At 61.3% G+C, this 23268-nt stretch carries 27 protein-coding genes and 2 tRNA genes; 21 read left to right on the top strand and 8 right to left on the bottom strand.

Annotation, left to right across the window (positions count from 1 at the left end; translation table 11 throughout):
* Positions 1-198 precede the first annotated feature (198 nt).
* Entirely contained in the window at positions 199-711 is a 513-nt protein-coding gene (locus JOZ06_RS11740; RefSeq protein WP_293232596.1) for a cupin domain-containing protein, read from the bottom strand.
* A 171-nt stretch (positions 712-882) separates the two neighbouring features.
* On the opposite strand from JOZ06_RS11740, the gene JOZ06_RS11735 reads away from it, so the two are divergent.
* From JOZ06_RS11735 to JOZ06_RS11705, 7 genes are all read left to right on the top strand, one after another.
* Complete coding sequence (locus tag JOZ06_RS11735) at positions 883-1581, top strand: Crp/Fnr family transcriptional regulator (RefSeq protein WP_293232594.1); 699 nt, start codon at positions 883-885, stop codon at positions 1579-1581.
* Between the two features lie 7 nt (positions 1582-1588).
* Positions 1589-2332 carry a nucleoside phosphorylase gene (locus JOZ06_RS11730; RefSeq protein WP_293232592.1) on the top strand — a complete coding sequence of 248 codons (744 nt, stop codon included), beginning with the start codon at positions 1589-1591 and terminating at the stop codon, positions 2330-2332.
* 51 nt (positions 2333-2383) lie between these two features.
* Positions 2384-2983, top strand: a complete 600-nt coding sequence (locus tag JOZ06_RS11725; RefSeq protein WP_293232590.1) for a hypothetical protein — start codon at positions 2384-2386, stop codon at positions 2981-2983.
* Between the two features lie 18 nt (positions 2984-3001).
* Positions 3002-3769, top strand: a complete 768-nt coding sequence (locus JOZ06_RS11720) for an energy-coupling factor transporter transmembrane protein EcfT (protein WP_293232588.1) — start codon at positions 3002-3004, stop codon at positions 3767-3769.
* Positions 3766-4611, top strand: a complete 846-nt coding sequence (locus JOZ06_RS11715) for an ABC transporter ATP-binding protein (RefSeq protein ID WP_293232587.1) — start codon at positions 3766-3768, stop codon at positions 4609-4611. The genes JOZ06_RS11720 and JOZ06_RS11715 overlap by 4 nt, the downstream gene beginning before the upstream one ends.
* Positions 4604-5428 (top strand): ATP-binding cassette domain-containing protein, encoded by an 825-nt coding sequence (locus JOZ06_RS11710; RefSeq protein WP_293232585.1) that lies wholly within the window; start codon positions 4604-4606, stop codon positions 5426-5428. Before JOZ06_RS11715 ends, JOZ06_RS11710 begins: the two co-directional genes overlap by 8 nt.
* Before the next feature lie 38 nt (positions 5429-5466).
* A tRNA-Ser gene (locus tag JOZ06_RS11705) sits at positions 5467-5556 on the top strand.
* Between the two features lie 74 nt (positions 5557-5630).
* Here the strand turns inward: JOZ06_RS11705 and JOZ06_RS11700 are convergent.
* Positions 5631-6149, bottom strand: coding sequence for a DUF2059 domain-containing protein (locus JOZ06_RS11700; RefSeq protein WP_293232583.1), 519 nt, complete (start codon positions 6147-6149; stop codon positions 5631-5633).
* 101 nt (positions 6150-6250) lie between these two features.
* A complete protein-coding gene (locus tag JOZ06_RS11695; RefSeq protein WP_293232581.1) occupies positions 6251-6889 on the bottom strand; it encodes a glutathione S-transferase family protein in 639 nt (212 codons plus the stop codon).
* Positions 6890-6969: 80 nt separating this feature from the next.
* On the opposite strand from JOZ06_RS11695, the gene JOZ06_RS11690 reads away from it, so the two are divergent.
* The 6 genes from JOZ06_RS11690 (at position 6970) to JOZ06_RS11665 (ending at position 10970) form a co-directional block, all read left to right on the top strand.
* Positions 6970-7434: an HIT family protein gene (locus tag JOZ06_RS11690; RefSeq protein ID WP_293232579.1), complete on the top strand. Its 465-nt coding sequence runs from the start codon at positions 6970-6972 to the stop codon at positions 7432-7434.
* A gap of 169 nt (positions 7435-7603) precedes the next feature.
* Positions 7604-7990: a hypothetical protein gene (locus tag JOZ06_RS11685; protein WP_293232577.1), complete on the top strand. Its 387-nt coding sequence runs from the start codon at positions 7604-7606 to the stop codon at positions 7988-7990.
* A complete protein-coding gene (locus JOZ06_RS11680; RefSeq protein WP_293232575.1) occupies positions 7987-8715 on the top strand; it encodes a DUF5668 domain-containing protein in 729 nt (242 codons plus the stop codon). Before JOZ06_RS11685 ends, JOZ06_RS11680 begins: the two co-directional genes overlap by 4 nt.
* 15 nt (positions 8716-8730) lie before the next feature.
* The gene (locus tag JOZ06_RS11675; RefSeq protein WP_293232573.1) at positions 8731-9798 is read left to right on the top strand and encodes a histidine kinase; all 1068 of its coding nucleotides are present in this window, start codon (positions 8731-8733) and stop codon (positions 9796-9798) included.
* A complete protein-coding gene (locus JOZ06_RS11670; RefSeq protein ID WP_293232571.1) occupies positions 9795-10526 on the top strand; it encodes a LytTR family DNA-binding domain-containing protein in 732 nt (243 codons plus the stop codon). The genes JOZ06_RS11675 and JOZ06_RS11670 overlap by 4 nt, the downstream gene beginning before the upstream one ends.
* A gap of 186 nt (positions 10527-10712) precedes the next feature.
* On the top strand, positions 10713-10970 hold the full coding sequence (locus tag JOZ06_RS11665; protein ID WP_293232569.1) for a hypothetical protein: 258 nt from the start codon (positions 10713-10715) through the stop codon (positions 10968-10970).
* Between the two features lie 163 nt (positions 10971-11133).
* Here the strand turns inward: JOZ06_RS11665 and JOZ06_RS11660 are convergent, their stop codons facing one another.
* Positions 11134-11397, bottom strand: coding sequence for a hypothetical protein (locus JOZ06_RS11660; protein WP_293232567.1), 264 nt, complete (start codon positions 11395-11397; stop codon positions 11134-11136).
* 427 nt (positions 11398-11824) lie between these two features.
* Between JOZ06_RS11660 and JOZ06_RS11655 the strand changes: the two genes are divergently transcribed.
* Complete coding sequence (locus JOZ06_RS11655) at positions 11825-13738, top strand: methyl-accepting chemotaxis protein (protein ID WP_293232565.1); 1914 nt, start codon at positions 11825-11827, stop codon at positions 13736-13738.
* A 203-nt stretch (positions 13739-13941) separates the two neighbouring features.
* Here the strand turns inward: JOZ06_RS11655 and JOZ06_RS11650 are convergent, their stop codons facing one another.
* The 4 genes from JOZ06_RS11650 to JOZ06_RS11635 all read right to left on the bottom strand — a co-directional run bounded on the left by JOZ06_RS11650 (position 13942) and on the right by JOZ06_RS11635 (position 16838).
* Positions 13942-14385, bottom strand: a complete 444-nt coding sequence (locus JOZ06_RS11650) for a DNA-binding protein (RefSeq protein WP_293232563.1) — start codon at positions 14383-14385, stop codon at positions 13942-13944.
* Positions 14330-14950, bottom strand: coding sequence for a MarR family transcriptional regulator (locus JOZ06_RS11645; RefSeq protein WP_293232562.1), 621 nt, complete (start codon positions 14948-14950; stop codon positions 14330-14332). The genes JOZ06_RS11650 and JOZ06_RS11645 overlap by 56 nt, the downstream gene beginning before the upstream one ends.
* A gap of 578 nt (positions 14951-15528) precedes the next feature.
* Positions 15529-15605: transfer RNA gene (locus JOZ06_RS11640), tRNA-Met, on the bottom strand.
* Positions 15606-15686: 81 nt separating this feature from the next.
* Positions 15687-16838, bottom strand: a complete 1152-nt coding sequence (locus JOZ06_RS11635) for an SAM-dependent methyltransferase (RefSeq protein WP_293232604.1) — start codon at positions 16836-16838, stop codon at positions 15687-15689.
* 61 nt (positions 16839-16899) lie between these two features.
* Here JOZ06_RS11635 and JOZ06_RS11630 point away from each other — a divergent pair, with 61 nt between their 5' ends.
* The 7 genes from JOZ06_RS11630 (at position 16900) to JOZ06_RS11600 (ending at position 23260) form a co-directional block, all read left to right on the top strand.
* Positions 16900-17493: a hypothetical protein gene (locus tag JOZ06_RS11630; RefSeq protein WP_293232560.1), complete on the top strand. Its 594-nt coding sequence runs from the start codon at positions 16900-16902 to the stop codon at positions 17491-17493.
* The gene (locus tag JOZ06_RS11625) at positions 17483-18223 is read left to right on the top strand and encodes a pteridine reductase (protein WP_293232558.1); all 741 of its coding nucleotides are present in this window, start codon (positions 17483-17485) and stop codon (positions 18221-18223) included. The genes JOZ06_RS11630 and JOZ06_RS11625 overlap by 11 nt, the downstream gene beginning before the upstream one ends.
* Positions 18224-18328: 105 nt before the next feature.
* Positions 18329-19255, top strand: coding sequence for a tRNA 2-thiocytidine(32) synthetase TtcA (gene ttcA, locus JOZ06_RS11620; RefSeq protein WP_293232556.1), 927 nt, complete (start codon positions 18329-18331; stop codon positions 19253-19255).
* Positions 19245-20045, top strand: coding sequence for a polyamine aminopropyltransferase (locus tag JOZ06_RS11615; RefSeq protein ID WP_293232555.1), 801 nt, complete (start codon positions 19245-19247; stop codon positions 20043-20045). The genes ttcA and JOZ06_RS11615 overlap by 11 nt, the downstream gene beginning before the upstream one ends.
* A gap of 198 nt (positions 20046-20243) precedes the next feature.
* A complete protein-coding gene (locus JOZ06_RS11610; RefSeq protein WP_293232602.1) occupies positions 20244-21548 on the top strand; it encodes a nucleotide sugar dehydrogenase in 1305 nt (434 codons plus the stop codon).
* A gap of 63 nt (positions 21549-21611) precedes the next feature.
* Complete coding sequence (locus JOZ06_RS11605) at positions 21612-22676, top strand: Gfo/Idh/MocA family oxidoreductase (protein ID WP_293232553.1); 1065 nt, start codon at positions 21612-21614, stop codon at positions 22674-22676.
* 11 nt (positions 22677-22687) lie between these two features.
* Positions 22688-23260 (top strand): acyltransferase, encoded by a 573-nt coding sequence (locus tag JOZ06_RS11600; protein ID WP_293232551.1) that lies wholly within the window; start codon positions 22688-22690, stop codon positions 23258-23260.
* Positions 23261-23268 lie beyond the last annotated feature (8 nt).

The raw sequence follows: 23268 nt of genomic DNA, 5'->3' as shown, positions 1-23268 counted from the left end.
CCTCTGAACAAGTTATTTACCGCCAGGCGCCGCCCCGAAGGGTTTGGCCAACAAGCGGCCGCCTGACGGCGTTGCGCTCCTTGGCATCGCAGAATGACTGCGACCTGCGTCGCGCGCCTTGCATTCGGCCTGTTGTTGACCAAACGCAGTGGCAAATAACGGGTTCAGAGGGTCCTAGGGGGCTTCGGCCCCCTTTTTTCATTTGCCCCGCGCCGCGGCGAGCGCCAGAATCTTCGGCATTTCCGGCTCGCCGTCCATATAGTCCCGCGGCGACAATACCCCCACCGTCTTTAAGCTGCGTACGAGTATCTTGCCGTTGTCCGGATAGGTACAGACCTCGTCCGGATCGTTCACCCCCACCGCCAAATACACCAAGTCCTCGTCGTACGGGTTGGCCAACTGATGGCCGATGCCGCTGCCGGCCGGGCAGGCGATGCAATGGCCCGGGCCGACGTCGTGCAACGCGTCGCCATAACGGAATACGCCGCGCCCGGACAAGATGTAGAACACCTCGTCCTCGCGGGCGTGCGTATGGAACGGGCAGGCCGACCGGCCTGGCGGCACGCGCGACAGATTGGCGCCCAGCCGGCCGGGCAGGGCATCGAGCGCCGGGGTCAACGGTTTGTAGCTGCCGCCCCAGTGCTCGCCGTCCAGATGTGAAATGTCCTCGATGTCGTCGATATGCACGATAGGGTGGGAGGGAGCGGTCATAACGTTCCTTTGATGTGATGTAGTCGGCGCATTACAGCTTCCGGGACAAATGTCCCGGAAAAGCGCGAAATTCCTGGTTATGCCATCGGATTTTGCGGTGAATAAAACCTACATGTCCTTTATATAAAACCCTGTGATTGTATGATGGCAAGAACATCTGGAGAGGATGCGATGGCCAGAGGCATTGACGACGTTATCACGATCATCGAGCAGGAGCGCGGCATCTACGAGCTGCTGAAGGGATGCCCGTACGAGGTGCTGAAGGAGTTCAGCGTCGTGCGCTGCCGCAAAGGCGAATTCCGGCTCAACCAGGGACAGGTCTACGACAGCTTGTATATCGTGGTTTCCGGCCTGGTGCGCATCTACGTGATGACGGAAAGCGGACGCAAGTACACGCTGGCGATTTATAAGCAAGGAAACTACATCGGCGAGCACGAGATCTTCGATCAACGGCCGTACAGCTGTTTTGTCGAGGCGATCTCGGACGTGGTGCTGCTGCGGCTCAAGCGCGAGCCGTTCATCCGTTGGCTGGGCCAGGACCGCCAGATCAGCGATTCGTTCACCCGCAGTCTGTGCCACCAGATTTACATGCTGAGCGAAAAGGCCGGCACCGACACGCTGTATTCGCTGCGCCAGCGCATTTGCCAGTATCTGGTGGCGGCCGCAGCGCGCGACCGGCGCGTGGCGCTTGACCGCGAGGAATTGGGCGAACTGATGGGCGTGGCCACGCGCAGCGTCAACCGCATCCTCAAAAGCCTGCGCGAGGAGGGGCTGATCGTGGCCGAGGGGCACGATATCGTTATCCGTGATTGGCCGGCGCTGCAGGACGAATCGGAAAAAAGAGTGTACGACTTCTACGAAAGAAAGTGAGCGCATCATGTTGGAGGCGAAACAGCCGCATATCCGTTGCGGCCGCAGCGACGCGGCGCCGTTTGCGATCCTGCCGGGCGACCCGGAGCGTGTCGAGCGGGTGAAGGCGTTTCTCGACGATCCGGTGGATATCGCCTTCAACCGCGAATACAAGAGCTGCCGCGGCAGCTACCAGGGCGTGCCGGTGATGGTGGTGTCCACCGGTATCGGCGGCGCCTCGACGGGCATTGCCGTGGAGGAGTTGCGCCAGATCGGCGTGCACACGCTCATTCGCATCGGTAGCTGCGGCGCGCTGCAGCCCGCGTTGCGCCTGGGCGAATTGATCATTGCCTGCGGCGCCGTGCGGGACGACGGCGCTTCGCGCGCCTATGTCGCCGACCGTTTTCCGGCGGTGCCCGATACCGACTTATTGGCGGGCCTGCTTGCCAGCGCGGCCGAACAGGGCTTCGCCCATCATTGCGGCCTCGTGCACAGCCATGACAGCTTCTACACCGACCACGAGACCGCCTCGCGCGAACACTGGCGCCGCCATGGCGTGCTCGGCGCCGACATGGAGACTTCGGCGCTCTTGGTCATCGCCCGTCTGCGCGGCTTGCGCGCGGCATCGATCCTGAATGTCGTCGTCGAGCATAGCGGCGATATCGAATCCGGTATCAACGACTATGTCGTTGGCGAAAACCGTACCGCGACCGGAGAACGCAACGAAATTCTGACCGCCCTGGGCGCGATCGTCCGCTTGGCGCGGCAGTAGCAAGTCCGTCCGCGCTTTGCGCGGGCTCGTCAACACACAGGAGACATAGACATGAAAAACAGCATGTGGAGTTTGAAACTCTCTACCTCGGCCTTGGTGTTGATTCCGGCCGCGGTTGGGATCAATTACATCGGCAAGCTGTTTGCCGGCCTATTGAAACTGCCGCTGTGGCTTGACGCCATCGGCACCATGCTGGCCGCCATGCTGGCTGGCCCCGTGGTCGGCGCCATCTGCGGTGCGATCAACAACATCATCTACGGTCTGACCATGGACCCGATCTCCTTCATCTATGCGCTCACCAGTATCGGCATCGGTCTGGCGGTCGGGGTGATGGCGTACAAGGGGCGCATTACCGGCATCGGCAGCGCCGTGGTGGTCGGCATCGTTGCCGCCGTGGTGGCCACCGTGATCTCCACGCCGATCAATATCGGCTTCTGGGGCGGCCAAACCGGCAATGTCTGGGGCGACCTGGTGTTTGCCTGGATGGTGGCGCACCACTTCCCGGTATGGATGGCCTCGACGGTGGATGAATTCGTGGTCGACGTGCCGGACAAGATCGCCACCGCCATCGTCGCCTACGGCATCTTCAAGGGCTTGCCGCAAAAGATGACGATTCTGTTCCATCACGAGAACGAGACCGAACAACTCTAACGGGCGGGAGCTCCGACCTTGAAAGCGCTTAGTCTTTATCAGGACAACGGGACGTTCGTGCACGGGGTGGACCCGATCGCCAAGCTGCTGTACATCCTGGCGGCCATCCTGATTCCCGCTGTCCTTTCCGGCTTTGCCGCCGGGTTCGTCATGCTCGCGCTGAGCCTGATGCTGTTGATCGTCGGCCGCGTGCTCAAGCGGGTGGTGCCGCTCATCGGCTTCAGCGTTCTCGTGCTCGTGTCGGTGGTCATCATTCAGGGGCTGTTTTACGCCGGCAATCGCCAGGTGTTCGCCGTTATCGGCGGCGTGCACTTCTATCGCGAGGGCCTGCTGTTTTCCGCGGCGATCTGTCTGCGCGTGCTCAACATCCTGTGCGCTTTCGCGCTGCTGGTGCTGACCACGCGGCCTTCCGATCTGATCGAGGCGTTGGTGCGCAAGGGTCTGTCGCCGCATCTGGGCTACGTGCTGTCGTCGGTGCTGCAGCTGATTCCGCAGATGACGGCGACGATGGAGACCATCACCGACGCGCAGCGCTCGCGCGGCATGGAGACCGAGGGCAGTTTGCTCACGCGCGTCAAGGCCTTTCTGCCGTTGATCGGGCCGGTGGTGATGAACTCGCTGGTCAGCACGCGCGAGCGGTCGTTGGCGCTGGAGGTGCGGGGTTTCAGCGCCCATACGCCGAAGACCTTTCTCAATGAAGCGCAAGACAGCACCGGCAACCGCATCATCCGCATCGTGCTGGTGGTCGCCATGGTGGCGGCGGTGGTGTGGAGGATCTCGGCATGAAGAAGATTGTGGTCGAAGGCTTGAAGTACCGCTACCCGCTGACCACGGCGCTGGCGCTCGACGACGTGTCGTTCGAGATCGACAAGGGCGAGTTCATCGGCATCATCGGCCGCAACCTGGCCGGCAAGTCCACGCTATGCCAGGCGCTGATGGGGCTGGTGCCGCACTTCTACAAGGGCGGCTACGGCGGTTCCGTGACCATCGACGGCCTCAACGTCGCCCAGACCGAGATCAGCGAGCTGGCGCGCCGGGTGGGGCTCGTGTTCCAGAACCCGTTCACCCAGATCAGCGGCTCGAAGATGACCGTGTACGAGGAGCTGGCTTTTGGGCTGGAGAACCTCGGCGTGCCGCGGGCGGAGATGATGCCGCGCATCGAGAGCGCCATGGCGCTGTTGGGCATCGAGCGCTTCGGCAAGCGCAATCCGTTCGACCTGTCGGGCGGTCAGATGCAGCGCATGGCGATCGCCAGCGTCATTGCCATGGAGCCGGACATCATCGTGCTCGACGAGCCGACCTCGCAGCTTGATCCGCAAGGTTCGGAAGAGGTGTTTCAGGCGATCCAGGCCTTGAGCCGCCGCGGCATGACGGTGATCATGGTCGAACACAAGATCGAGAAAATCGCCCGTTACGCCGACCGGGTGATGTTGCTCGATCAGGGCAAGCTCGTGGATTTCGATACGCCCGAACGGGTGTTTTCCCGCCCTGACCTCACGCAATACGGTGTGGCCGCGCCCGTTTTTGCCCGCATCTGCCAAGGGCTCGGCATCCGCAACCCGGCTACCGGCCTCTACCCGATGACGCTGGATGACGCTTACGACCAAGTGGTGAACTGGCATGAATAAAATCGAGATCCGTCATCTCGGCTTTCATTACACCGAGGGCGAGGACATTCTCAAGGATATCTCGCTCGCCTTCGATGGCCGTTCGACCGCCATCATCGGGCAGAACGGCGCCGGCAAGACCACCTTCGTCAAGCTGCTCAAGGGCTTGCTCAAGCCGGTGCGCGGCGAGGTGATCATCAACGGCGTCAATACGCGCGAGGCCACGGTGGCCGCGTTGGCGCGTCATATCGGGCTGGTGTTCCAGAATCCGAACGACCAGATATTCAAGAACAAGGTACTCGACGAGGTGATGTTCGGCCCGCTCAATATCGGCCAAAGCGAGGCGGAAGCGCGCGAGCGTTCGTTTTCCGCGCTGGCGATGGTCGGTTTGGCCGAACGCGTCAACGACAACCCGTATGACCTGAGCCTGTCGGAGCGCAAGCTGATCAGTATCGCCTCGATCGTGGCGATGAACACCGAGATCATCATCTTCGACGAACCGACCATCGCCCAGGACCACGCCGGCAAGGAACACATCAAGGCGATCGTTCGCGAACTGGTCGGACAGGGCAAACTGGTGCTGACGATTATTCACGATATGGACTTCGTCGCCGAAACCTTCGAACGCACGCTGGTGTTCGCACAAGGCGCGGTGCTGCTCGACGGCTCGACCCACGAGGTGTTTGCCCAAGAGGACGTGCTGCGCCAGGCGCATCTGGAGGCGCCGCACGTCACGCAACTGGCGTCGCGCATGGGGCTCCCGGGCACCGTGTTAACGGTGGAGGAGTTCGTGCGCGTCAAGCGCGGCCTGGGTACGGCAAGTTCGGTGGCGCCCTAGCCAAAAGCGGACCGAGCCGTTATCATGTCGCACTCTCCGGAAGCGTGGCAGAGTGGTTTAATGCACCGGTCTTGAAAACCGGCGGGGCTTCGCGGCCCTCAAGAGTTCGAATCTCTTCGCTTCCGCCAGTTGCCATGACAAAGCCCCAACGGCATGTTGGGGCTTTGTCATTTCTAGGTGATGGGGATTGGCGGATGTGCCGTTAATTCGCCGGCTGAGTCTGACCCGTTTGCGCCAATTGTTTGATGGCGTTCTGCATCAGCGCATCCACTTTGGGGCGCATGTCGGCCAGCAATGGCTGCATTCCCACGAGCATTTTTCGCATGACCGCGGGCTGCTTGGCCGTCATGGCCTGTCCCGCCGGTGATTGGAAAAATTGCAGCATGCCGTCGATCTCCTCACTGGTGTAGGTTTCCCGATAGATCTGGGTGACCAGCGGTTCCATGTTCGACCAACTGACTTCATCCATCACCAATGCCGACAGGTCCTTTGCCAGCTTGCCGAGCACGGCTTGCTGCGCCGGCGTGACGGCGCGGCCCTTGAAGGCGTCGTTCATTTGCTTTTGCACCATGGCGATCATCGGCACACGCATCTGATCCAAATTGCGTTCGACCTGCATGGCGGTCAGTAATTGATGCACTTCACTCTCGCTTGGCGCCTCGGCCAGCGCCGGAGTGGTCAGTACGCAAAGCAAGCAGAGAACAGCAAGACGCTTTTTCATGGGCGTGTTCCATTTGAGTACGCTAAGTGGATCATTCATTTAACCCTAGTTAAATCGTTGTGGCGAGATCCACGCACGGCGTGCCTCAAGGCGCCACGTCGCTAAGGCTGGCCGTTGTCGACATAGCGGCGATAGCCGGGCAGATCGCGCGCCGCCGCCAGGTAGGCGGCGAAGGGGCTGTCCTCGGCGGTTATCCGCTTGGTGTGCCGCCAGCGGTTGATCGACAGCAGCAACGCGATGTCGGCGATGGAGAAGAAATCCCCGGCGGCATAAGGACCGTTGGCGGCGAGATGGTCGGCCAAGAGCGCGGTCAGCCGGTCCCATTGGCTTTGCGAGCGCGCGATGGCGGCTGGGTCGCCATAGTCGGGATGTTTCTTGACCAGCGCCTGATAAGCGTAGCGCCAGGCGGGATTTAGATCTGCCGCCTGCCAGTCCAGCCACTGATCGACGAGGGCGCGCCGCTGCTCGTTGTCGGGGTGAAGCGTTGGGTCGAAGCGCCCAGCCAGGTAGCGCAGAATGCTGTTCGATTCCCATAGCGTGAAATCGCCGCAGCGCAATAGCGGATACAGCCGGTTAGGATTGAGCGCCTCGAATGGACGTTGGCCGAAGTGCTCCGGAATGTAACGGTCGAAGTGTTGAAAGGGCGTGCCCAGCAAGGCGAGCAAAAACAAGACCTTTCGCACGTTGATCGAGGTGCTTGGTCCGTAAACGACGATGGTCTCGTGAGCCGCATGCGTCATGGCAATTCCTTATGGCGGGTGTGTCGGTCCGCGGCCAAAGCTTTAATATACCAACCGCATGACAACTTGAGGAGAAGAGGATGGATTGTATTTTCTGTCAGATCGTCAACCAGACCGCGCCAAGCCACCGTATTTGGGAGGATGACAAGCACCTGGCCTTTCTGTCGATTTTTCCCAATACGCCCGGGTTTAGCGTGGTGATCCCGAAACAGCATTATCCCAGCTACGCGTTCGACTTGCCGGATGGCGTATTGGCCGATTTGGCGATCGCGGCCAAGAAGGTGGGAAAGCTGCTGGACGCGGCGTTCGACGATGTCGCCCGTACCGGCATGATGTTCGAGGGGTATGGCGTCGATCATGTGCACGCCAAGCTGTTTCCCATGCATGGCACCGGGCGTGATAGCGCATTCAAGCCGCTGAGTAGCAAAGTCGACAAATTCTTCGCGCACTACGAGGGCTATCTGTCGTCGCACGATTGGCAACGGGCCGACGACGCCGCGCTGGCCGAACTGGCGGCACGCATCCGCGCGACGGCGCGGGCGTGACGTGTAGCGAATTGCCCTATGGATGATGCTGTTCACCGAATTATTCCCGTCATTGGCCGAATCGAGCGCGCATGGTTGTCCCGGATTGGTTATCGTGTCAGCGTGTAAAACAGGTTGCCACGGGATTTGTGCCGATGAGGCGGGCAACACGATCAGGGGAGTGGACAGTATGCATTTCCATCATTCTTGCGAGCCGGGCGATTTCCGTCGTCACCAGCGCATGCATGTGGTGTTCGGCTTGGCGCTCATCGCGCTGGCGTTGTTCTATTTGTTGGCCAATCTGGGGCATATCGAACCGGTGTCGCCGTGGACGGTGATTCCGGCGGTGATTGCGCTGGGCGGTTTGATGCATCTCTTTTTGGCGCGGCGCGCGCACCAAGTGCTCCGCGGGATCTTCCGTCTCGGCGTGGCGGCCTGGCTATTCGCTTGCATTGAACACGTGTATGGGCTGACTTTCCGCGCCGGCTGGCCGGTGCTGCTGATCCTCTTCGGCGGTTACGTGCTGCTGCGCGGACTGTTGGTGAAGAAAGCGATGAATACGGGGGTGGCGCAATGAGATGCGGCCCGTACTCCCGGTGTCACAACCCGCGGCGAGGCATCGTCTGGGGCGTGTTTTTCATCGCCATCGGTGTGCTGGCGCTGTTGAACAATCTGCACCTTTTGGCGCTGGGGGATATCAGTCGGCTCTGGCCAACGGTTTTTTGCGTGATCGGCGTGCGCAAGTGGCTGAACCCCTTTCGGCCGTGGTCGCGCTTTATCTCCGGCGCGGTGTTCATGCTGGTGGGGATCGGCTGGACGCTGCAGAACTTCGGCGTGATTCAGCTTTCCGCCTCGCTGCTGATCCCCATTGTGCTGATCTTGGCCGGTGTGCTGGCGATTGGCCGGGCTTTCCAGCCGCACCCGCATCGCTGGGGGCCAGGGCACGATTTCGAGGCCATGACCCGCACGCAGCAGGAAGACGTGGTGCACGTCAACGCCACGCTCAGCGGCGTGTCGTTGCGCTGCCTCTCACAGGATTTCAAGGGGGGCGAACTGCGCACCCTGCTGGGCGGCATCCAGCTCGATTTGCGCCAGGCATCGATCACGTCGCGCGCCGAGCTGCGCGTGTCGGCGGTATGCGGCGGCATTCAGATCCGCATTCCGCAAGACTGGCTGCTGCAGGTGCAAATTGCGCCCACGATGGGGGGGGTGGAGGACAAAACGGTTCCGCCGCCCTCGCCGGAAAAGACGCTGGTGCTGGTGGGCGAGGCCGTCATGGGCGGCATCGAGGTGAAAAACTGACGCGCGGATTCGGCCATGCATCCCTTCTTGTCTGATTCGCGTAAGTTGCTCTGCTACATGGTGGCTTGGCTGCTGGTGGGCATGGCGTTGGCCGGCGGCCTGCACGGCGCCGGCATCGATGATTGGAGCCGGTCGCTGGTGCTGGCGTTGCCGGTTTGCCTGGTCTTTGGCTGGGGCGCGCTGTCGGCCTACTACGTGTGCCGGGCGCTGCCGTATTCGCAACGCAGCGCCAGCCGCGTGCTGGTATTGTTCAGCAGCACCACGCTACTGGCCGGCGCGGTGCTGCTCGTGCTGGTGAAGCTGTGGGGCGAGGTGCTGCAAGGGCTTGCGCCGGATTCGGCATCGCGTGCATTGGCGGCGGTGTGGAACGTGCCCTTTTTCGTGCTGGGGGCCGCGTTGTATCTGCTGTCGCTGTTGGCCCACGACCTGGTCATCGCCTTCGACAACGTGCGCGAAGCCACGCAGCGCGCGGCAGAGATGCGGGCGTTGGCGCGCGAGGCGGAATTGCAGATGCTGCGGGCGCAGGTCAATCCGCATTTTTTGTTCAATAGCCTCAACTCCATCAGCGCGCTGACCAGTTTCGATCCCGCCGCCGCGCGCGCCATGACCATCGATCTGGCGGACTTTTTCCGCGGCACGCTGGCCTTGGCGTCGCGGGACGCTATTCCGTTGCGCGAGGAAATCGCGTTGTGCGAGCGGTTTTTGGCGATCGAGAAACGCCGCTACGGTGACAAGCTGCATTATGAGGTGAAGGTGGACGAGGCGGCGCCGGCTTGTTTACTGCCGCCCTTGTGTCTGCAGCCGTTGGTGGAGAACGCCCTCAAGCATGGTGTTCGTCAGCTGGAGGAGGGTGGCACGGTGCGGATTCAGGCCATCGTGCGCGATCGGTGGCTGCATGTGGCGGTGATCAACCCCGTGGCGGACGAGCCGGCCGCGAGCGAGGGCAACGGCGTGGGACTCAAGAATCTGCGCGAACGGCTGCAGGTGCGTTACGACTGCCGCGCCCGTTTGCAATGGCGGCGCGAGTCCGGCGTGTTTTGCGCCGAGCTGACTTTGCCGCAACAAGAGGAGGCCGAGGCATGACCCAGGCGCTACGCGCGCTGATTGCCGACGATGAAGCGTTGGCGCGGCAGTTGATTCACGAATATCTGCGCCCTCATCCCGATGTCGAAGTGGTGGGCGAGTGCGAAAACGGCATGCAGACGGTGCGCGATATCGGCGCGCTGGCGCCGGACCTGGTGTTTTTGGATATCCGCATGCCGCGCTTGTCCGGCCTGGAAGTGCTGGAGCTGACCGGGCGGCGCAGCGGGGTGATTTTCACCACGGCTTACGACGAACATGCGCTGCAGGCGTTCGACCTGCATGCGGTCGATTATCTGCTCAAACCTTTTTCGCAGGCGCGTTTCGACGAGGCGCTGGCCAAGGCGCGCCGGCTGCTGGGCCAGCCTTCCGCCGCGCTGGAGTCGCTGGTGAGCGCGCCGGGCGCGTGGCTTGAGCGCGTGCTGATCCGCGACCGCGATCAGGTGCATGTGGTGGCCGTGGCGGAGATCGCTTACGTCGAAGCGCAAGACGACTACATTGCCATTCACGCCCAAGGCAAAACCTATCTCAAAACCCAGCGGTTGGCCGATATCGAAACCCGGCTCGACCCGTCGTGTTTTGTGCGCGTGCATCGCTCCTACCTGATCAATTTGGCCTTTCTGCGCGCATTGGAGCGCCAGGGCAAAGACGGCCATGCCGCGGTGCTGGCCGACGGCAGCCGCGTGCCGGTGAGCCGGGCGGGGTACGAGCGCGTGCGCGCGGCGATATAGGTATCCGCGTAGCGCGTATTTGATTTTCAGATTTTCCTGACAGTCACGCTATCTTGTCGAATCCGTTCTTGCTGGATAAGGTGGTTGGCGCGGCATTCGCCGTGTTTTATTGAGGCGCGAGCCCGGGGCGTTGCGAGCACCCCGGACCCGCTGACCACACCAACCTTTACTCAGAGGTCAGTTGATATGGCTACTCAGGATAGTAAGGCAGTCCACGTCGTTTCTCCAACCCAGCGTTTCCGCCAAGAGCAGTTGCTTTCCTTGATCTCGGTGTTGTGCAACCCACGCGAACAGCGTCGCAATCCGGACGTTTGCCGCTTGGTGGTCGATAGCCGTTTGGCGTGGCGTGCCGCGCCGATCGACGCCAACACCTCATGGCTGTATCTGCCTGTGGCGGCGCGGGCGCGGGAGGTGGCCGGCTGCTTGGTTCTCACCGCTGATTAAGCATTAACCGGAGGCGGGCCCCGTGAGGGGCCCGGGCTGGGGCGTAGCGTGCGTTCGCGAAGCAACGCACGGCCTTGGGCTCGCACAAGACGTGCATTGCCTACGGCGAATACACGCTGCAAGAGTTGTGCGGATGCCTTGCCGGTACTTTTGTTAGCGATTCTTAGACGGGAATGTCGGCGACTTGACCGCTGCCGATGTCGCGGATGGCGATCTTGGCCGAGTCGTTCATGGCGGTAAGCGGCACGGCACGACTGGTCAGTTGTGCGATCAAATCGAACACCGTCACCACTTCAAACCCGATGGCGCGAAACAGGTCCGCCACTTTGCCGCAGTCGGCCTTGGGGTCGTTGACGACCGATCCGTCGTCGAGCAAGCGGGAAAACCCTTTCACGCTGCTGCTGAATAAAGCCACTTTTCTTTTCATGCTCTTCATTTCCGATCTAATGGGGTGGTGAAGCCCGTCTTTGTCCTGTCCCCGTGTCTCGGGTGATCGACCCGTCCGAGGTTCGTTGAAATCTTCTCTCTGGACTATACCGCGCAACACAGCATGATAAAAATGAATAATTTTTGTTTTGTTGATTCTTTTTTGGAATGATTTGAGTTGTGCATGATGGAGTGCGCGTCGCCGCCGATATCGGTCAGGTTGAATTTAATCGTTGCACAACAAGGGATTAGCGGCTTGCGCATGGTGATATCGCAACTATAACTCTGATAAGTTTGCTTAATGATGTTGCTGTTGTCATACCGTCGCGACATTCCAGCGCACGCAGGGCGATAGCACTGCGCGGGCTTGTGTGCCAACCACCAGGGAGGGTTGTGCCATGTTGGGTTCGATGTCGATTCGAAAAAAAATGATGGTAAGCGTGGCTGGCATCCTGATCATTTCGCTATTGCTCATTATCTTGCTAGCGGCCCACCTGATGCGGGCCGCGCTGACCGAGCGGGTCGAGCAGTATGAGCTGGTGCGCACGGTGGAAGCGGTGCGCAATGATCTGGATAAGTCCGTTTCCATCCCGATGGCGCAAACGCTGCAGATCGCCAACAACACTTTTTTGCTCGATTGGATGGCGCAGGGGGAGCCGGCGAGCGGTATTGCCCCTTGGCAAAAATATGCCCAGCGTGTGCGCGCGGCGACCGGCGCCGCAATGGTGAGCTGGGTCTCCGAAGCCACGCACAATTATTACGACGACAGCAAGGGCCTACTGCGCAAGGTCAATCCGGACGGTGACGACGGTTGGTTCAAGGCTTTTCTCGATAGCGGCAAGACGGTCGACTTCAATCTCGGCGGCGAGGACGGCAAGCCCAACATCATGATGTTCGTCAATGGCTTGGTCAAGGGACCGCCCGGACATCGCGCGATCGCTAGTATCGGCATCGATGTGACCGAGATCGCCAACCGCGTGCGGCAGACGGCGATCGGTCAGACCGGGCAGGTTTACGTGGTGGACACCGACGGCAAAATTCAGATCCATCGCGATCTGAAACTCGTCAAAATCAACAACAAAGTCGATATGCGCAGCTTGCCCGGCATGAGCGAGGTGACGCCCACGCTGCTCAAACCGTCGAATTTCAACCTGGGGCACTACGCCGGCCCGCAAGGCCCGATGGTCGTGGTGTCCAGCTATATGCCGGATGCCGGCTGGATCGTGGTGGTGGAGATTGCCGAGAGCGAGATTTATGCGTCGGTCAATCATGTGGTGGCGTGGCTGTCCGGGATTGGTCTGGTGGTTTTGTTGTTCTCCTTGACCTTGATCGCCACGGTGGCGAACTCGATCACCAAGCCGTTGGGCAAGTTGCGCCAAGCGATGCAATCGCTGAGCTCGGGGCATGGCGACCTGACGCTGCGGCTCGCAGTGGAGAGTCGGGACGAGGTGGGCGAGATCGCCACCAATTTCAATCATTTCATGAGCCAGCTGCATCAAAAGTTCATTGCCGTGCGCGAACAGACATCGAGCCTGAATGGCAGCGTGAGCGAATTGGGCCAGATGACGCATCACCTGACGCAGAATTCGCGCGATATTACCCAGCTGGCCGAGACTACGGCCGCCACCATCGAACAGCTCACCGTCAGCGTGGCGCATATCGCCACTAATACTCAGGAAGCGGCCGCCGTGGTCGAGCAGGCCAGCGGCCTGTCGACGGCCAGCGTGACCTCGATGTCCAAGGTGTCGGCTGAAATCTCCCATGCGGCGCATTCGATGACGGAGCTGACGCCAGTCATGGCGAACTTGGACGAGAATTCCAAGCAGATCGGCTCAGTTGCTCGCGTGATCAAGGAAATTGCCGATCAAACCAATCTGTTGGCGTTGAATGCGTCGATCGAGGCCGCGCGCGCCGGAGAGCAAGGGCGTGGCTTCGCGGTGGTGGCGGACGAAGTGCGCAAATTGGCGGAAAGAACCGGGCTGGCCACGGTGGAAATCGACCAAATGGTCGCGGCGATGCGGCAAGCGTCGGAGCTGGCGATCGGCCGCGTGTCCCAAACCAGCGATGCGGTGAACACCGGCGTCTCGTTGATCGAGGCCGCGTTGAGCAGCATCGCCGATATTCAAAACAGCATGGCGGCGGTGATCCGTAAAACCATCGAAATCCGCGACGCTACCACCGAGCAGTCGCGCGCGACCGAGGTCATGTCCAAGTCCGCCGAGCAAATGTCGACGCGCGCTCAGGACGAGGATGCGCAGATCAAGCACACCGAGGTGATCACGCAAAGCTTGGCGGAGATGTCCGACGGGCTCGACAAGGTGGTGGGCGGGTTCAAGCTGTAAATGTGATAACAAAGCGCACGGCCTACTGGTACGACAAGATGCCGATCCGGGGTGGAAGGAGTCCATTCCATTTACCCTACGCAGCGGGACACCCCTTTGTGTAGGGTGTGCTCGCCGAAGGCAGTGCACCGCCAATTTATGACGACACGCCCTAAGCTAATTGTTGCTCTGTCCTGTCAATTCAGAGCGATAGGGCCACGCTGCTATTCGATGAGGTCAGGGTGCTCAGCCGCAAGCCAGTCGCGGGTAAGCACCAGCAGTGCCGTTGCCTCATCCTGGCAAGTGCGCAATGCTGAATGAGAGATCGGGTCTCCCTCATAGTCATTGATGTTGCGTTGCTTTCTCAGTGCATCCAGAACGATGACTGTCTGACTTGCAACGCCCATGGTTTTAGGTAGCGTTTGTATGGCGGTTTGATGATGTCCTGGCTGGCTAGTTGAGGTACGGTAGCCCTTTGCCCACAAAGCGATCAGCGCACACTGAAGGATCGTTTTGTACGCGGCATCGAAACGGTTGTCATTGCTGAGTTCCGAGAGGGCTGCGTCAGTTAGATTGCGCTCGGCCGCTCGCAGCAGCTTGGCGATGCCATCCTTATCCGGTGCCTGGCGAACCAGTTTGTGGATGGCCAATAAATTGTCCAGCGTCATCCAACGCTCCTATCAGTAGAAGAGTGGGGCGAGACAGGATGTCACGCACGAAATGGTCGCCCTGCTCTTGCCGGGCATGCCATTCCTCCGTTGAATACACGACAGGATTGATTTCCCGGCCCAAGGTCGATTGGCATTCATACAGCGCTGAAACAACATCTGTAAAGGACGCGCGGCCGATCACCAGGACATCGATGTCGGAGAGGGCAGTTTCCTCGCCTCGAGCGACCGAGCCGAAAATAAGGGCGTGTTCAATCTGTGGCTCGAGCGGCGCCAAGGCCTGCCGTAACACATCAGCTAGGCCACCCGTTTTGCGGAATAAACCGGAGAGCTCCGCGAAAACAGGGCAGGATCGGTTGGCTTGATAAAGCACTTGATTGCCCCGCGTGTTGCGTTGCAGTAAACCTGCATCGGCAAGCCGTGCAAGCTCGCGGTGCAGAGAGCCGGCACTGGTGCCGGTCAGGCGTGCGAGTTCGCGGACATGAACAGCATTGTCAGGGTGGAGCAGCAGCCATCCGAGTGCGCGTTGTCGTTGACCGCCGAAGAGAGTATCGAGCAATGTCATGATGTAGCAAAAAAGGCTACGTATGTAGCTTATATGGCTACATTAGTGGATGTGAAGCGGCTTTTCAAGCAGAGCGCTGCCCTCGGAGTTGTGAGAATAACGAGCTGCAAACTATTGAGTGTCTGCTTACAGCGCTTTGCGTGCAGCACGCGGCATGGGCTTCCTTATGCCGTGCCATCCCTAAAACGACCTCAAGTTTGGAGAATGATACAGACCTCATCGCACTGTCCTGGCTTCACGTTTGGGGGGGAATCAGATTGTTGTGTTTTGTAGGTAATAATTTGCAATTACCTACAAAATGCAACGCATAGCATCAAGCAGGGGTTGAACGAGGCCATCGCCCATCAACAGGGGCGACCAGCCGACAAGGTTGTCCACCAGTTGGCTGCGTTGGACATTAAGGCGATCCGTGCGCAAATCGGGTTGACCCAACAGGCGTTTGCGGTGCGATGTGGCGTGAGCCTTGACACTTTGCGTCACAGGGAGAGAGGTGACCGGCAACCGCATGGTCCGGGCGGGACGTTCAAGCGAAAAAGAAATGAAAAAAGCCCTGAAAAAATCAGGGCTTTTGAATTCTGTGGTGGCGAATCCGTGACTCGAACACGGGACCTGCGGATTATGATTCCGTCGCTCTAACCAACTGAGCTAATTCGCCACTTGTGCCTTCGCGAAATCGCGAAGTGGGGCGAATTATGCCGTGCCCCCATGGGACTGTCAACACTCCCCTTCGGATTTTTTACAGCGCATGGCAGCGGTCGCCTTGGGCGAAGCCCAGCCAATCGATGGCAACGCCTTTGCCGAAGCCGATGACCTTGAAGAGTTCCCCCATTTCCGCCGGCGACATCAGTTTCTGCACCGCGCCGGCCGCTGGCGCCCATTGGCGCACGTCGGCCGGATCGAGCCGCTGCATGACCTCGGCGATGCCGCAGTTGATCAGAAATTGCGCCTGGGTGGTGTAGCCGATCAAGTCGAGTCCGGCGTCGATGCCTGCCTGCGCCACGGCGCTGAAGTCGACGTGGCAGGTCAGGTCCATCAGGCCCGGCAGAAAGAACGGATCGTCGACCGTATGGTGGCGGTAGTGGCCGATCAGCGTGCCCATGTGCCGTTGCGGGTGGTAGTACTCGCGCTGCGGGAAGCCGTAGTCGAGCAAGAGCACGGCGCCGCGCGCGAGGCGGCCGGCCAGCGTGCGCAAAAAGGCTTGATTGCTCAGGCTGATTTCCGAGAGGTAGCCGGGCTCGGCGATGGCCAGCGCCTGGGCTTGCGCGCGCAGCCGCGGGTCGTCGATGGGACGGTCCCGCCAGGCAAAGCCGTCTTCGCCGAGCGCCACGCCGCGCTGTTGCGGCGCCGGGTTCCAGTGGATCAGCTCGCATGGCATGGCGTCGAGCAGTTCGTTGCCGATGACTACGCCGTCGATGTCCGCTGGCAAGGCCGAGAGCCAACTGACGCGCGGCAGCAGATGCGGCAGCGCGCGTGCGAGCGTGTCGCGCTGCCGCTCGATCAGGTCGGGGGACAGGTCGATGATGTAATAGTGCGTCGGCAGCGTGTCCAGGCGTTCGAGTTCGGCAAGCAGGTCAGCGGCCAGGCGGCCGCTGCCGGCGCCGAATTCGTACAGGCACCCGCTGGTTTGCGGCAGCAGCGCCGCCAGCTGGCGCGCCAGTGTGGCGCCGAATAGCGGGGTCATTTCCGGCGCGGTGGTGAAGTCGCCGGCGCCGCCCAGCTTGTGGCTGCCGGCGGCATAGTAGCCCAGGCCCGGCGCGTACAGGGTTTGCTCCATATAATGGGCAAAAGAAATCCAGCCGCCGTTGTCGACGATCGTCTGGCGCAGTGCGGCCTGCAGGCGCAGGCTGACGGCCAGTGCGTCGGCCGAGGGTTCGGGTAGGGTGCTCATCATCGGTGTCCTGCTACAATGACACGCGATTGTGGGCGAAAGCGAGAATAAGGAGAAGAGGGTGAGCCGATTTTTCCGCCAGGCAGTGGCCGTCGGCGCGGCATGGTTGGCGTTGTCCGCCGGCGCGGGCGCCGAGACGTCGTGGCGCATCGCCGCGCCTTATCAGGGCAACCCGCTCAAGGTGGCGGTGCTGACAGGCGAGGGGACGGTGTCGGGGCATGTGTTTCCGGCGTCGTTGGAGTTTTCCTGTCATCCGGACGCGAAGGTGCCGCGCGTGGTGTTGCGCGTGCCGAGCATGGTCGCCGATTGGGATTTCCACGCTTATGACAGCGCCGTGCGCGGCACGGCCTTGGGCCGTCGCTTTTTGACGGTGCTGGCATCCAATCGGCGGGTGATCGATCGTCCCGCTTTTACCGGCATCGATGGCGATAACGCCAGCTTCATGTTCAGCTGGCAGCCGAATGAGGCGTTGCTGGCGCGCCTGTCACGGCAAAACGACGGCGTGATGATCATGCTGGCCGGGCTGCGTCGCAGCCAAGGCAGCCTGGAGACGCGCTTCGTGTTTCCATCGGATCCGGCGCCGATGCGCGAAGCGTTGGCGCCTTGCAGCAATGCGGTGTCGGGGCAGAAAAAGGCGGCGAGCGATGCGCAATAAGGTCGTGTTGATTACCGGCGCGGCGCGCCGAGTGGGCGCGGGCATTGCGCGCGAGCTGCACGCGCGCGGCGCGCAACTGATGCTGCACTATCGCGGCTCGGCCGTCGAGGCGGAGGCGTTGGCGGCCGAGCTCAACCAGATCCGTCCCGGCTCGGCCGACACGGTGCAAGCCGACTTGCTCGACATCGACCGCTTGCCTGCGCTGGTCGAGGCCTGTGTGCTGCGTTTCGGCCGCCTCGACGGCTTGGTCAACAATGCCTCCAGTTTCTTTGCCACGCCGCTTGGCACGATCGATTCGGCCGCTTGGCATGATCTGATGGGGAGCAATCTGCAGGCCCCCTTGTTCCTGGCCCAGGCGGCGGCGCCGCACTTGACGGCGAGCGGCGGGGCGATCGTGGGCTTGATCGATATTCACGCCGAGCGTCCGTTGAAGGATTTTGTCGTGTATAGCCTGGCCAAAGCCGGCCACGCGCAGCTGATCCGCGCGTTGGCGCTGGAGCTGGCGCCGCATGTGCGCGTGAATGGCGTGGCGCCGGGCACCAATGTCTGGCCGGAACGCGGCGCGCATTTTTCCGCGGCAGAGCGTGCCGCCATCGAGGCGTCGATTCCGCTTGGGCGCGTCGGCGTGCCGGCGGATCTGGCCCGCGCCGTGGCCTGGTTGTTGTCGGACCAAGCGGCCTATGTGACGGGACAGATCCTGGCCGTCGACGGCGGCCGCAGCGTGGCGTGAGCCGGTCGCCGGCAAGGCGCCGGACGAGTCGTTGCGCCGATTTGCTGGCCTAGTCGGGCTTTCTTACGCTAAAATCTCCCGTTTTTCAATCTGTTACGCATGACCATGCAAACTCCTGCGATTGAAGCGGACGCCAAGGCGAAAAAGGCGGCGTTCGAGGCCGGCAAGCTGACCAAGCGGCTGCGCCACCATGTTGGCGACGCCATCAACGATTTCAATATGATCGAGGCCGGCGACCGGATCATGGTCTGTCTGTCCGGCGGCAAGGACAGCTACGCGCTGCTCGATATCTTGCTGGGCCTGCAAAAGTCGGCGCCGATCGATTTTTCGCTGGTGGCGGTCAACCTGGATCAGAAGCAGCCGGGTTTCCCGGCCGACGTGCTGCCGGCGTATCTGGCGAGTCTGGGCGTCGAATACCGCATCGTCGAGGAGGATACCTACTCGATCGTCAAGCGTGTGATTCCCGAGGGCAAAACGACCTGCGGCCTGTGCTCGCGCCTGCGTCGCGGCATTCTGTATCGCGTGGCGGACGAATTGGGCGCGACCAAAATCGCGCTGGGCCACCATCGCGACGACATCCTGGAAACCCTGTTCCTCAATATGTTCTATGGCGGCAAGCTCAAGGCCATGCCGCCCAAGCTCGTGTCCGACGATGGCCGCCACATGGTGATCCGGCCGTTGGCCTATTGCCGCGAAAGCGACTTGGCGCGGTATGCCGAGCTGCGCGCTTTCCCGATCATTCCGTGCAATCTGTGCGGTTCGCAGCCCAATTTGCAGCGCCAAGTGGTCAAGCAAATGATTCAAGACTGGGATAAGCGTTTCCCGGGGCGCGCGGAAACCATGTTCAAGGCGCTGCGAAACGTCGTGCCGTCTCATCTGGCCGATACCGGTCTATTCGATTTCGCCGGCCTGCAGTTGGGGCAAGTGCCGGCCGAGGGGGGCGACTTGGCGTTCGATCGCGAGGAATTCCAACCGGCCAAGCGTTTCGGCATTCTCGATTCGCGTCCGAAGGAGCCGGCCTGTGGCGAGTAAGGCGCGACACCCTTTCCGCCGCCGCGTGCGTCCCGGCGTGGATGCGATGCCCGAGGTGGAAATCAGCGAGGCCGACGGCATCCGCTCGCTGCACCTCGGGTCGGAGACGATACAAAGCTCGATGAATCTGGAGGACCCGACCGATCTGGTGCTGTCCTATAGCCGGGCGATGATGGGCTTTTTGCTGTTCAACGACGCGCCGGCGCACATTTTGCAGATCGGTCTGGGCGGCGGCTCGCTGGCGCGCTACATCGATTTCTATTTGCGCGACGCCCAAAGCGTGGCCGTCGACATCAATCCGCAAGTGATCAATGTGGCGCGCGCTTTCTTCGCCTTGCCGGAAGAGGGGGAGCGCTTTGAAGTGGTCGAGGCCGACGGCGCCGAGTACGTGCGGATTTTTCGCGACTCGACCGACGTGATCCTGGTCGATGGATTCGATGGTTTGCAGATCGTCGATGCGTTGACCACCGAGGACTTCTTCGTCGACTGCCGCCGCGCGCTGACCGCCGACGGCATCTTCGTGACCAATTGGTGGAGCGGCGACAAGCGCTATATGACGTTTTTGGAGCGGTTATTGGGCGTGTTCGAGGGGCGGGTGCTGGAGTTGCCGTCGGCGAGCCACGGCAACGTGGCGGTGATGGCGTTCAACAGCCAACCCAAACTGACCCGCTGGGCGGCGTTGGAAAAGCGCGTCGATGCGTTGGAGGCGCGTTTTGGTCTGGAGTTTGGCGAGTTCGTCGAGCGGATGCGGCAGATGAACCCGCTGAGCGAGCGCTGCTTGAACCCCTAAGCAATTTGGGTTTATTAGCCTTGGGCGTTATATAGAAGGCCAAGGCGGCGTATAATGCCCGTTCTTTAATCCGCGCTGGTGTTGAGCAAGATCAGCAGCCGATGTCGGCCTTTGTATCAAACTAGACGGTTTCGAATTATTGCGTTTGCCGCGAGGCGGCGGGCGCCAGCTGGTTATCTTTGAAGGAAAGTCATTGTGATCAAGCAGCAAGTACTCAACCGGATTGCGGACAAGTCCGCGGTGATCGGTATCGTCGGCCTGGGCTATGTCGGCCTGCCGTTGATGCTGCGTTTCGCCGAAGTCGGCTACAAGGTGCTGGGTTTCGATATCGACAAGAGCAAGGTCGATGCCCTGATGGCCGGCAAGTCGTATATCGAGCACATCTCGGCCGCCTCGATCGCCGAGGCGCGTGGCCGCGGCTTCGAGGCCACCACCGATTTTTCGCGTGCCGGCGAGGCCGACACGCTGATCATGTGCGTGCCGACGCCGCTCAATAAATACCGCGAGCCGGACCTGTCTTTCGTGCTCAACACCATCGATTCGCTGGTGCCGTATCTGCGCCCCGGCCATCTGGTGTCGCTGGAGTCGACCACTTATCCGGGCACGACCGACGAGGAATTGCTGCCACGCGTCGAGTCGCGCGGCCTGAAGGTCGGCGAAAACGCCTTCCTGGTGTTCTCGCCGGAGCGCGAGGACCCGGGCAATCCCGATTTCACCACCCGCACGATTCCCAAGGTGTGCGGCGGCGTGACGCCGGCGTGCCAGGAAGTGGGCGTGGCGCTGTACTCGGCGGTGATCGACAAGGTGGTGCCGGTGTCGTCGACCCGCGCGGCCGAGATGACCAAGCTATTGGAAAACATTCACCGCGCGGTCAACATCGGTCTGGTCAACGAAATGAAGATCGTCGCCGACCGCATGGGCATCGACATTCACGAAGTGATCCGCGCCGCCGCCACCAAGCCGTTCGGCTTCGTGCCCTACACTCCGGGCCCGGGCCTGGGCGGCCACTGCATTCCGATCGACCCGTTCTATCTGACCTGGAAGGCGCGCGAATACGGCGTCAACACCCGGTTCATCGAACTGGCCGGCGAAGTGAACTCCAATATGCCGGATTACGTGGTCAGCAAGGTGGCCGCCGCGCTCAACAAGCGCCAGAAATCGATCAACGGCAGCCGCGTGCTGGTGCTCGGCATCGCTTACAAGAAGAACGTCGACGACATGCGCGAAAGCCCGTCGGTGATTCTGATGGAAAAGCTGCGCGATCTGGGCGCACAAGTGGCGTATTCCGATCCGCACGTGCCGGTGTTCCCGAAGATGCGCGAACACACGTTCGACCTGAAGAGCGAGCCGTTCACGGCGGCCTCGCTCGCAAGCTACGACTGCGTGGTGCTGGCGACCGATCACGACAAGTTCGACTATCCGCTCTTGAAGGAGTCGGCAAAGTTGATCGTCGACTCGCGCGGCAAGTTCCTCGAACCTGCTGAACATATCGTTAAGGCGTAACCGTTTAACGCGGAACGACAGGCGGCCCAGGGGTCGCCTTTTGCCATTTACCGAGGCCGTCATATGCATACCGTACAATTTTCCGCCATTACCGACCGCAAGATCCGCTTCGCGCTGGTCGGCTGCGGCCGTATCGCCGCCAATCACTTCGGCGCGCTGGAGAAGCATGCCGATCGCGCTGAACTGGTCGACGTGTGCGACATCGATCCCGCGGCGCTGGCCGCCGCAGTCGAGCGCACCGGCGCGCGTGGCCATCGCAGCCTGACGGCCATGCTGGCGGCGACCGCCGCCGACATCGTCGTGCTGACCACGCCGTCCGGTCTGCACCCGCAGCAAGCGATCGAATGCGCCGAAGCCGGTTTTCACGTGATGACCGAAAAGCCGATGGCCACCCGTTGGCAAGATGGCCTGGAGATGGTCAAGGCTTGCGATCGCGCCGGCAAACGCCTGTTCGTGGTCAAGCAGAACCGCCGCAACGCCACGTTGCAGCTGTTGAAGCGCGCGATGGCCGAAGGCCGCTTCGGCCGGCTCTACATGGTCAACGTCAACGTCTTCTGGACCCGGCCGCAGTCTTACTACGACGCCGCCGGCTGGCGCGGCACCTGGGAGTTCGACGGCGGCGCGTTCATGAACCAGGCGAGCCACTATGTCGATTTGCTCGACTGGCTGGTCGGCCCGGTAGAGAGCGTGCAGGCCTATACCGCCACGCTCGAGCGCAATATCGAGGTTGAGGATACTGGCGTGGTCAGCCTGAAGTGGCGCTCCGGCGCGTTGGGCAGCATGAATGTGACCATGCTGACCTATCCGAAGAACCTGGAAGGCTCGATCACCATCTTGGGCGAGAAGGGCTCGGTGCGCGTCGGCGGCGTCGCCGTCAACGAAATCCAGCATTGGGAGTTTGCCGAGCCGCACGCGATGGACGAAGAAATCACCAACGCGAGCTACGCCACCACCAGCGTGTATGGCTTTGGCCATCCGCTGTACTACGATAACGTGCTCAACGTGATGCAGGGCACGGCGGAGCCGGAAACCGACGGCCGCGAGGGATTGAAGTCGCTGGAGCTTTTGATCGCCATGTACTTGTCGGCGCGCGACGGCCGCCGCGTTTCGTTGCCGCTGGATTATTGAAAGGGCCGCCGATGAGCGACTACACCGTGCATGAAACCGCCATCGTCGATGCCGGCGCGCAAATTGGCGCCGGCAGCCGAGTTTGGCATTGGACCCATATCTGCGCCGGGGCGAAAATCGGCGAGCGCTGTTCGTTCGGTCAGAACGTGTTTGTCGGCAACGACGTGGTGATCGGCAATAACGTCAAAGTGCAGAACAACGTCTCCATCTATGACGCGGTCACGCTGGAGGACGACGTGTTCTGCGGTCCGAGCATGGTGTTCACCAACGTCAACAATCCGCGCAGCCATGTGTCGCGCAAGCACGAATACCGCCGCACCGTGGTCAAACGGGGCGCCTCGATCGGCGCCAACGCCACGGTGGTGTGCGGTCATACCGTCGGCGAATATGCCTTCGTCGGCGCGGGCAGTGTCGTGACGCGCGATGTGCCGCCCTACGCGCTGATGGTCGGTACGCCGGCGCGCCGGCTCGGCTGGATGTGCCAATGCGGCGAGCGGTTGCCGACCCAGATTGGCGAGCACACCTGCCCGGTGTGCGCGAAATGTTACGAGATCGGCGGCAATCACTGCACGCCGTTGGCCTGAGGACACGC

Source organism: Paludibacterium sp. (assembly GCF_019232825.1).
In the GTDB taxonomy this organism is placed as follows: Bacteria; Pseudomonadota; Gammaproteobacteria; order Burkholderiales; family Chromobacteriaceae; genus Paludibacterium.
The sequence above is the reverse complement of the archived record's forward strand: the minus strand, read 5'-3'. Positions and strand labels throughout refer to the sequence as shown.

What these genes read in the sequence shown, in the direction of transcription:
- JOZ06_RS11740 (WP_293232596.1), bottom strand. Translation starts at nt 711, where the DNA reads ATGACCGCTCCCTCCCACCCTATCGTGCATATCGACGACATCGAGGAC.
- JOZ06_RS11735 (WP_293232594.1), top strand. Translation starts at nt 883, where the DNA reads ATGGCCAGAGGCATTGACGACGTTATCACGATCATCGAGCAGGAGCGC.
- JOZ06_RS11730 (WP_293232592.1), top strand. Translation starts at nt 1,589, where the DNA reads ATGTTGGAGGCGAAACAGCCGCATATCCGTTGCGGCCGCAGCGACGCG.
- JOZ06_RS11725 (WP_293232590.1), top strand. Translation starts at nt 2,384, where the DNA reads ATGAAAAACAGCATGTGGAGTTTGAAACTCTCTACCTCGGCCTTGGTG.
- JOZ06_RS11715 (WP_293232587.1), top strand. Translation starts at nt 3,766, where the DNA reads ATGAAGAAGATTGTGGTCGAAGGCTTGAAGTACCGCTACCCGCTGACC.
- JOZ06_RS11710 (WP_293232585.1), top strand. Translation starts at nt 4,604, where the DNA reads ATGAATAAAATCGAGATCCGTCATCTCGGCTTTCATTACACCGAGGGC.
- JOZ06_RS11700 (WP_293232583.1), bottom strand. Translation starts at nt 6,149, where the DNA reads ATGAAAAAGCGTCTTGCTGTTCTCTGCTTGCTTTGCGTACTGACCACT.
- JOZ06_RS11695 (WP_293232581.1), bottom strand. Translation starts at nt 6,889, where the DNA reads ATGACGCATGCGGCTCACGAGACCATCGTCGTTTACGGACCAAGCACC.
- JOZ06_RS11690 (WP_293232579.1), top strand. Translation starts at nt 6,970, where the DNA reads ATGGATTGTATTTTCTGTCAGATCGTCAACCAGACCGCGCCAAGCCAC.
- JOZ06_RS11685 (WP_293232577.1), top strand. Translation starts at nt 7,604, where the DNA reads ATGCATTTCCATCATTCTTGCGAGCCGGGCGATTTCCGTCGTCACCAG.
- JOZ06_RS11680 (WP_293232575.1), top strand. Translation starts at nt 7,987, where the DNA reads ATGAGATGCGGCCCGTACTCCCGGTGTCACAACCCGCGGCGAGGCATC.
- JOZ06_RS11675 (WP_293232573.1), top strand. Translation starts at nt 8,731, where the DNA reads ATGCATCCCTTCTTGTCTGATTCGCGTAAGTTGCTCTGCTACATGGTG.
- JOZ06_RS11670 (WP_293232571.1), top strand. Translation starts at nt 9,795, where the DNA reads ATGACCCAGGCGCTACGCGCGCTGATTGCCGACGATGAAGCGTTGGCG.
- JOZ06_RS11665 (WP_293232569.1), top strand. Translation starts at nt 10,713, where the DNA reads ATGGCTACTCAGGATAGTAAGGCAGTCCACGTCGTTTCTCCAACCCAG.
- JOZ06_RS11660 (WP_293232567.1), bottom strand. Translation starts at nt 11,397, where the DNA reads ATGAAAAGAAAAGTGGCTTTATTCAGCAGCAGCGTGAAAGGGTTTTCC.
- JOZ06_RS11655 (WP_293232565.1), top strand. Translation starts at nt 11,825, where the DNA reads ATGATGGTAAGCGTGGCTGGCATCCTGATCATTTCGCTATTGCTCATT.
- JOZ06_RS11650 (WP_293232563.1), bottom strand. Translation starts at nt 14,385, where the DNA reads ATGACGCTGGACAATTTATTGGCCATCCACAAACTGGTTCGCCAGGCA.
- JOZ06_RS11645 (WP_293232562.1), bottom strand. Translation starts at nt 14,950, where the DNA reads ATGACATTGCTCGATACTCTCTTCGGCGGTCAACGACAACGCGCACTC.
- JOZ06_RS11635 (WP_293232604.1), bottom strand. Translation starts at nt 16,838, where the DNA reads ATGAGCACCCTACCCGAACCCTCGGCCGACGCACTGGCCGTCAGCCTG.
- JOZ06_RS11625 (WP_293232558.1), top strand. Translation starts at nt 17,483, where the DNA reads ATGCGCAATAAGGTCGTGTTGATTACCGGCGCGGCGCGCCGAGTGGGC.
- ttcA (WP_293232556.1), top strand. Translation starts at nt 18,329, where the DNA reads ATGCAAACTCCTGCGATTGAAGCGGACGCCAAGGCGAAAAAGGCGGCG.
- JOZ06_RS11605 (WP_293232553.1), top strand. Translation starts at nt 21,612, where the DNA reads ATGCATACCGTACAATTTTCCGCCATTACCGACCGCAAGATCCGCTTC.
- JOZ06_RS11600 (WP_293232551.1), top strand. Translation starts at nt 22,688, where the DNA reads ATGAGCGACTACACCGTGCATGAAACCGCCATCGTCGATGCCGGCGCG.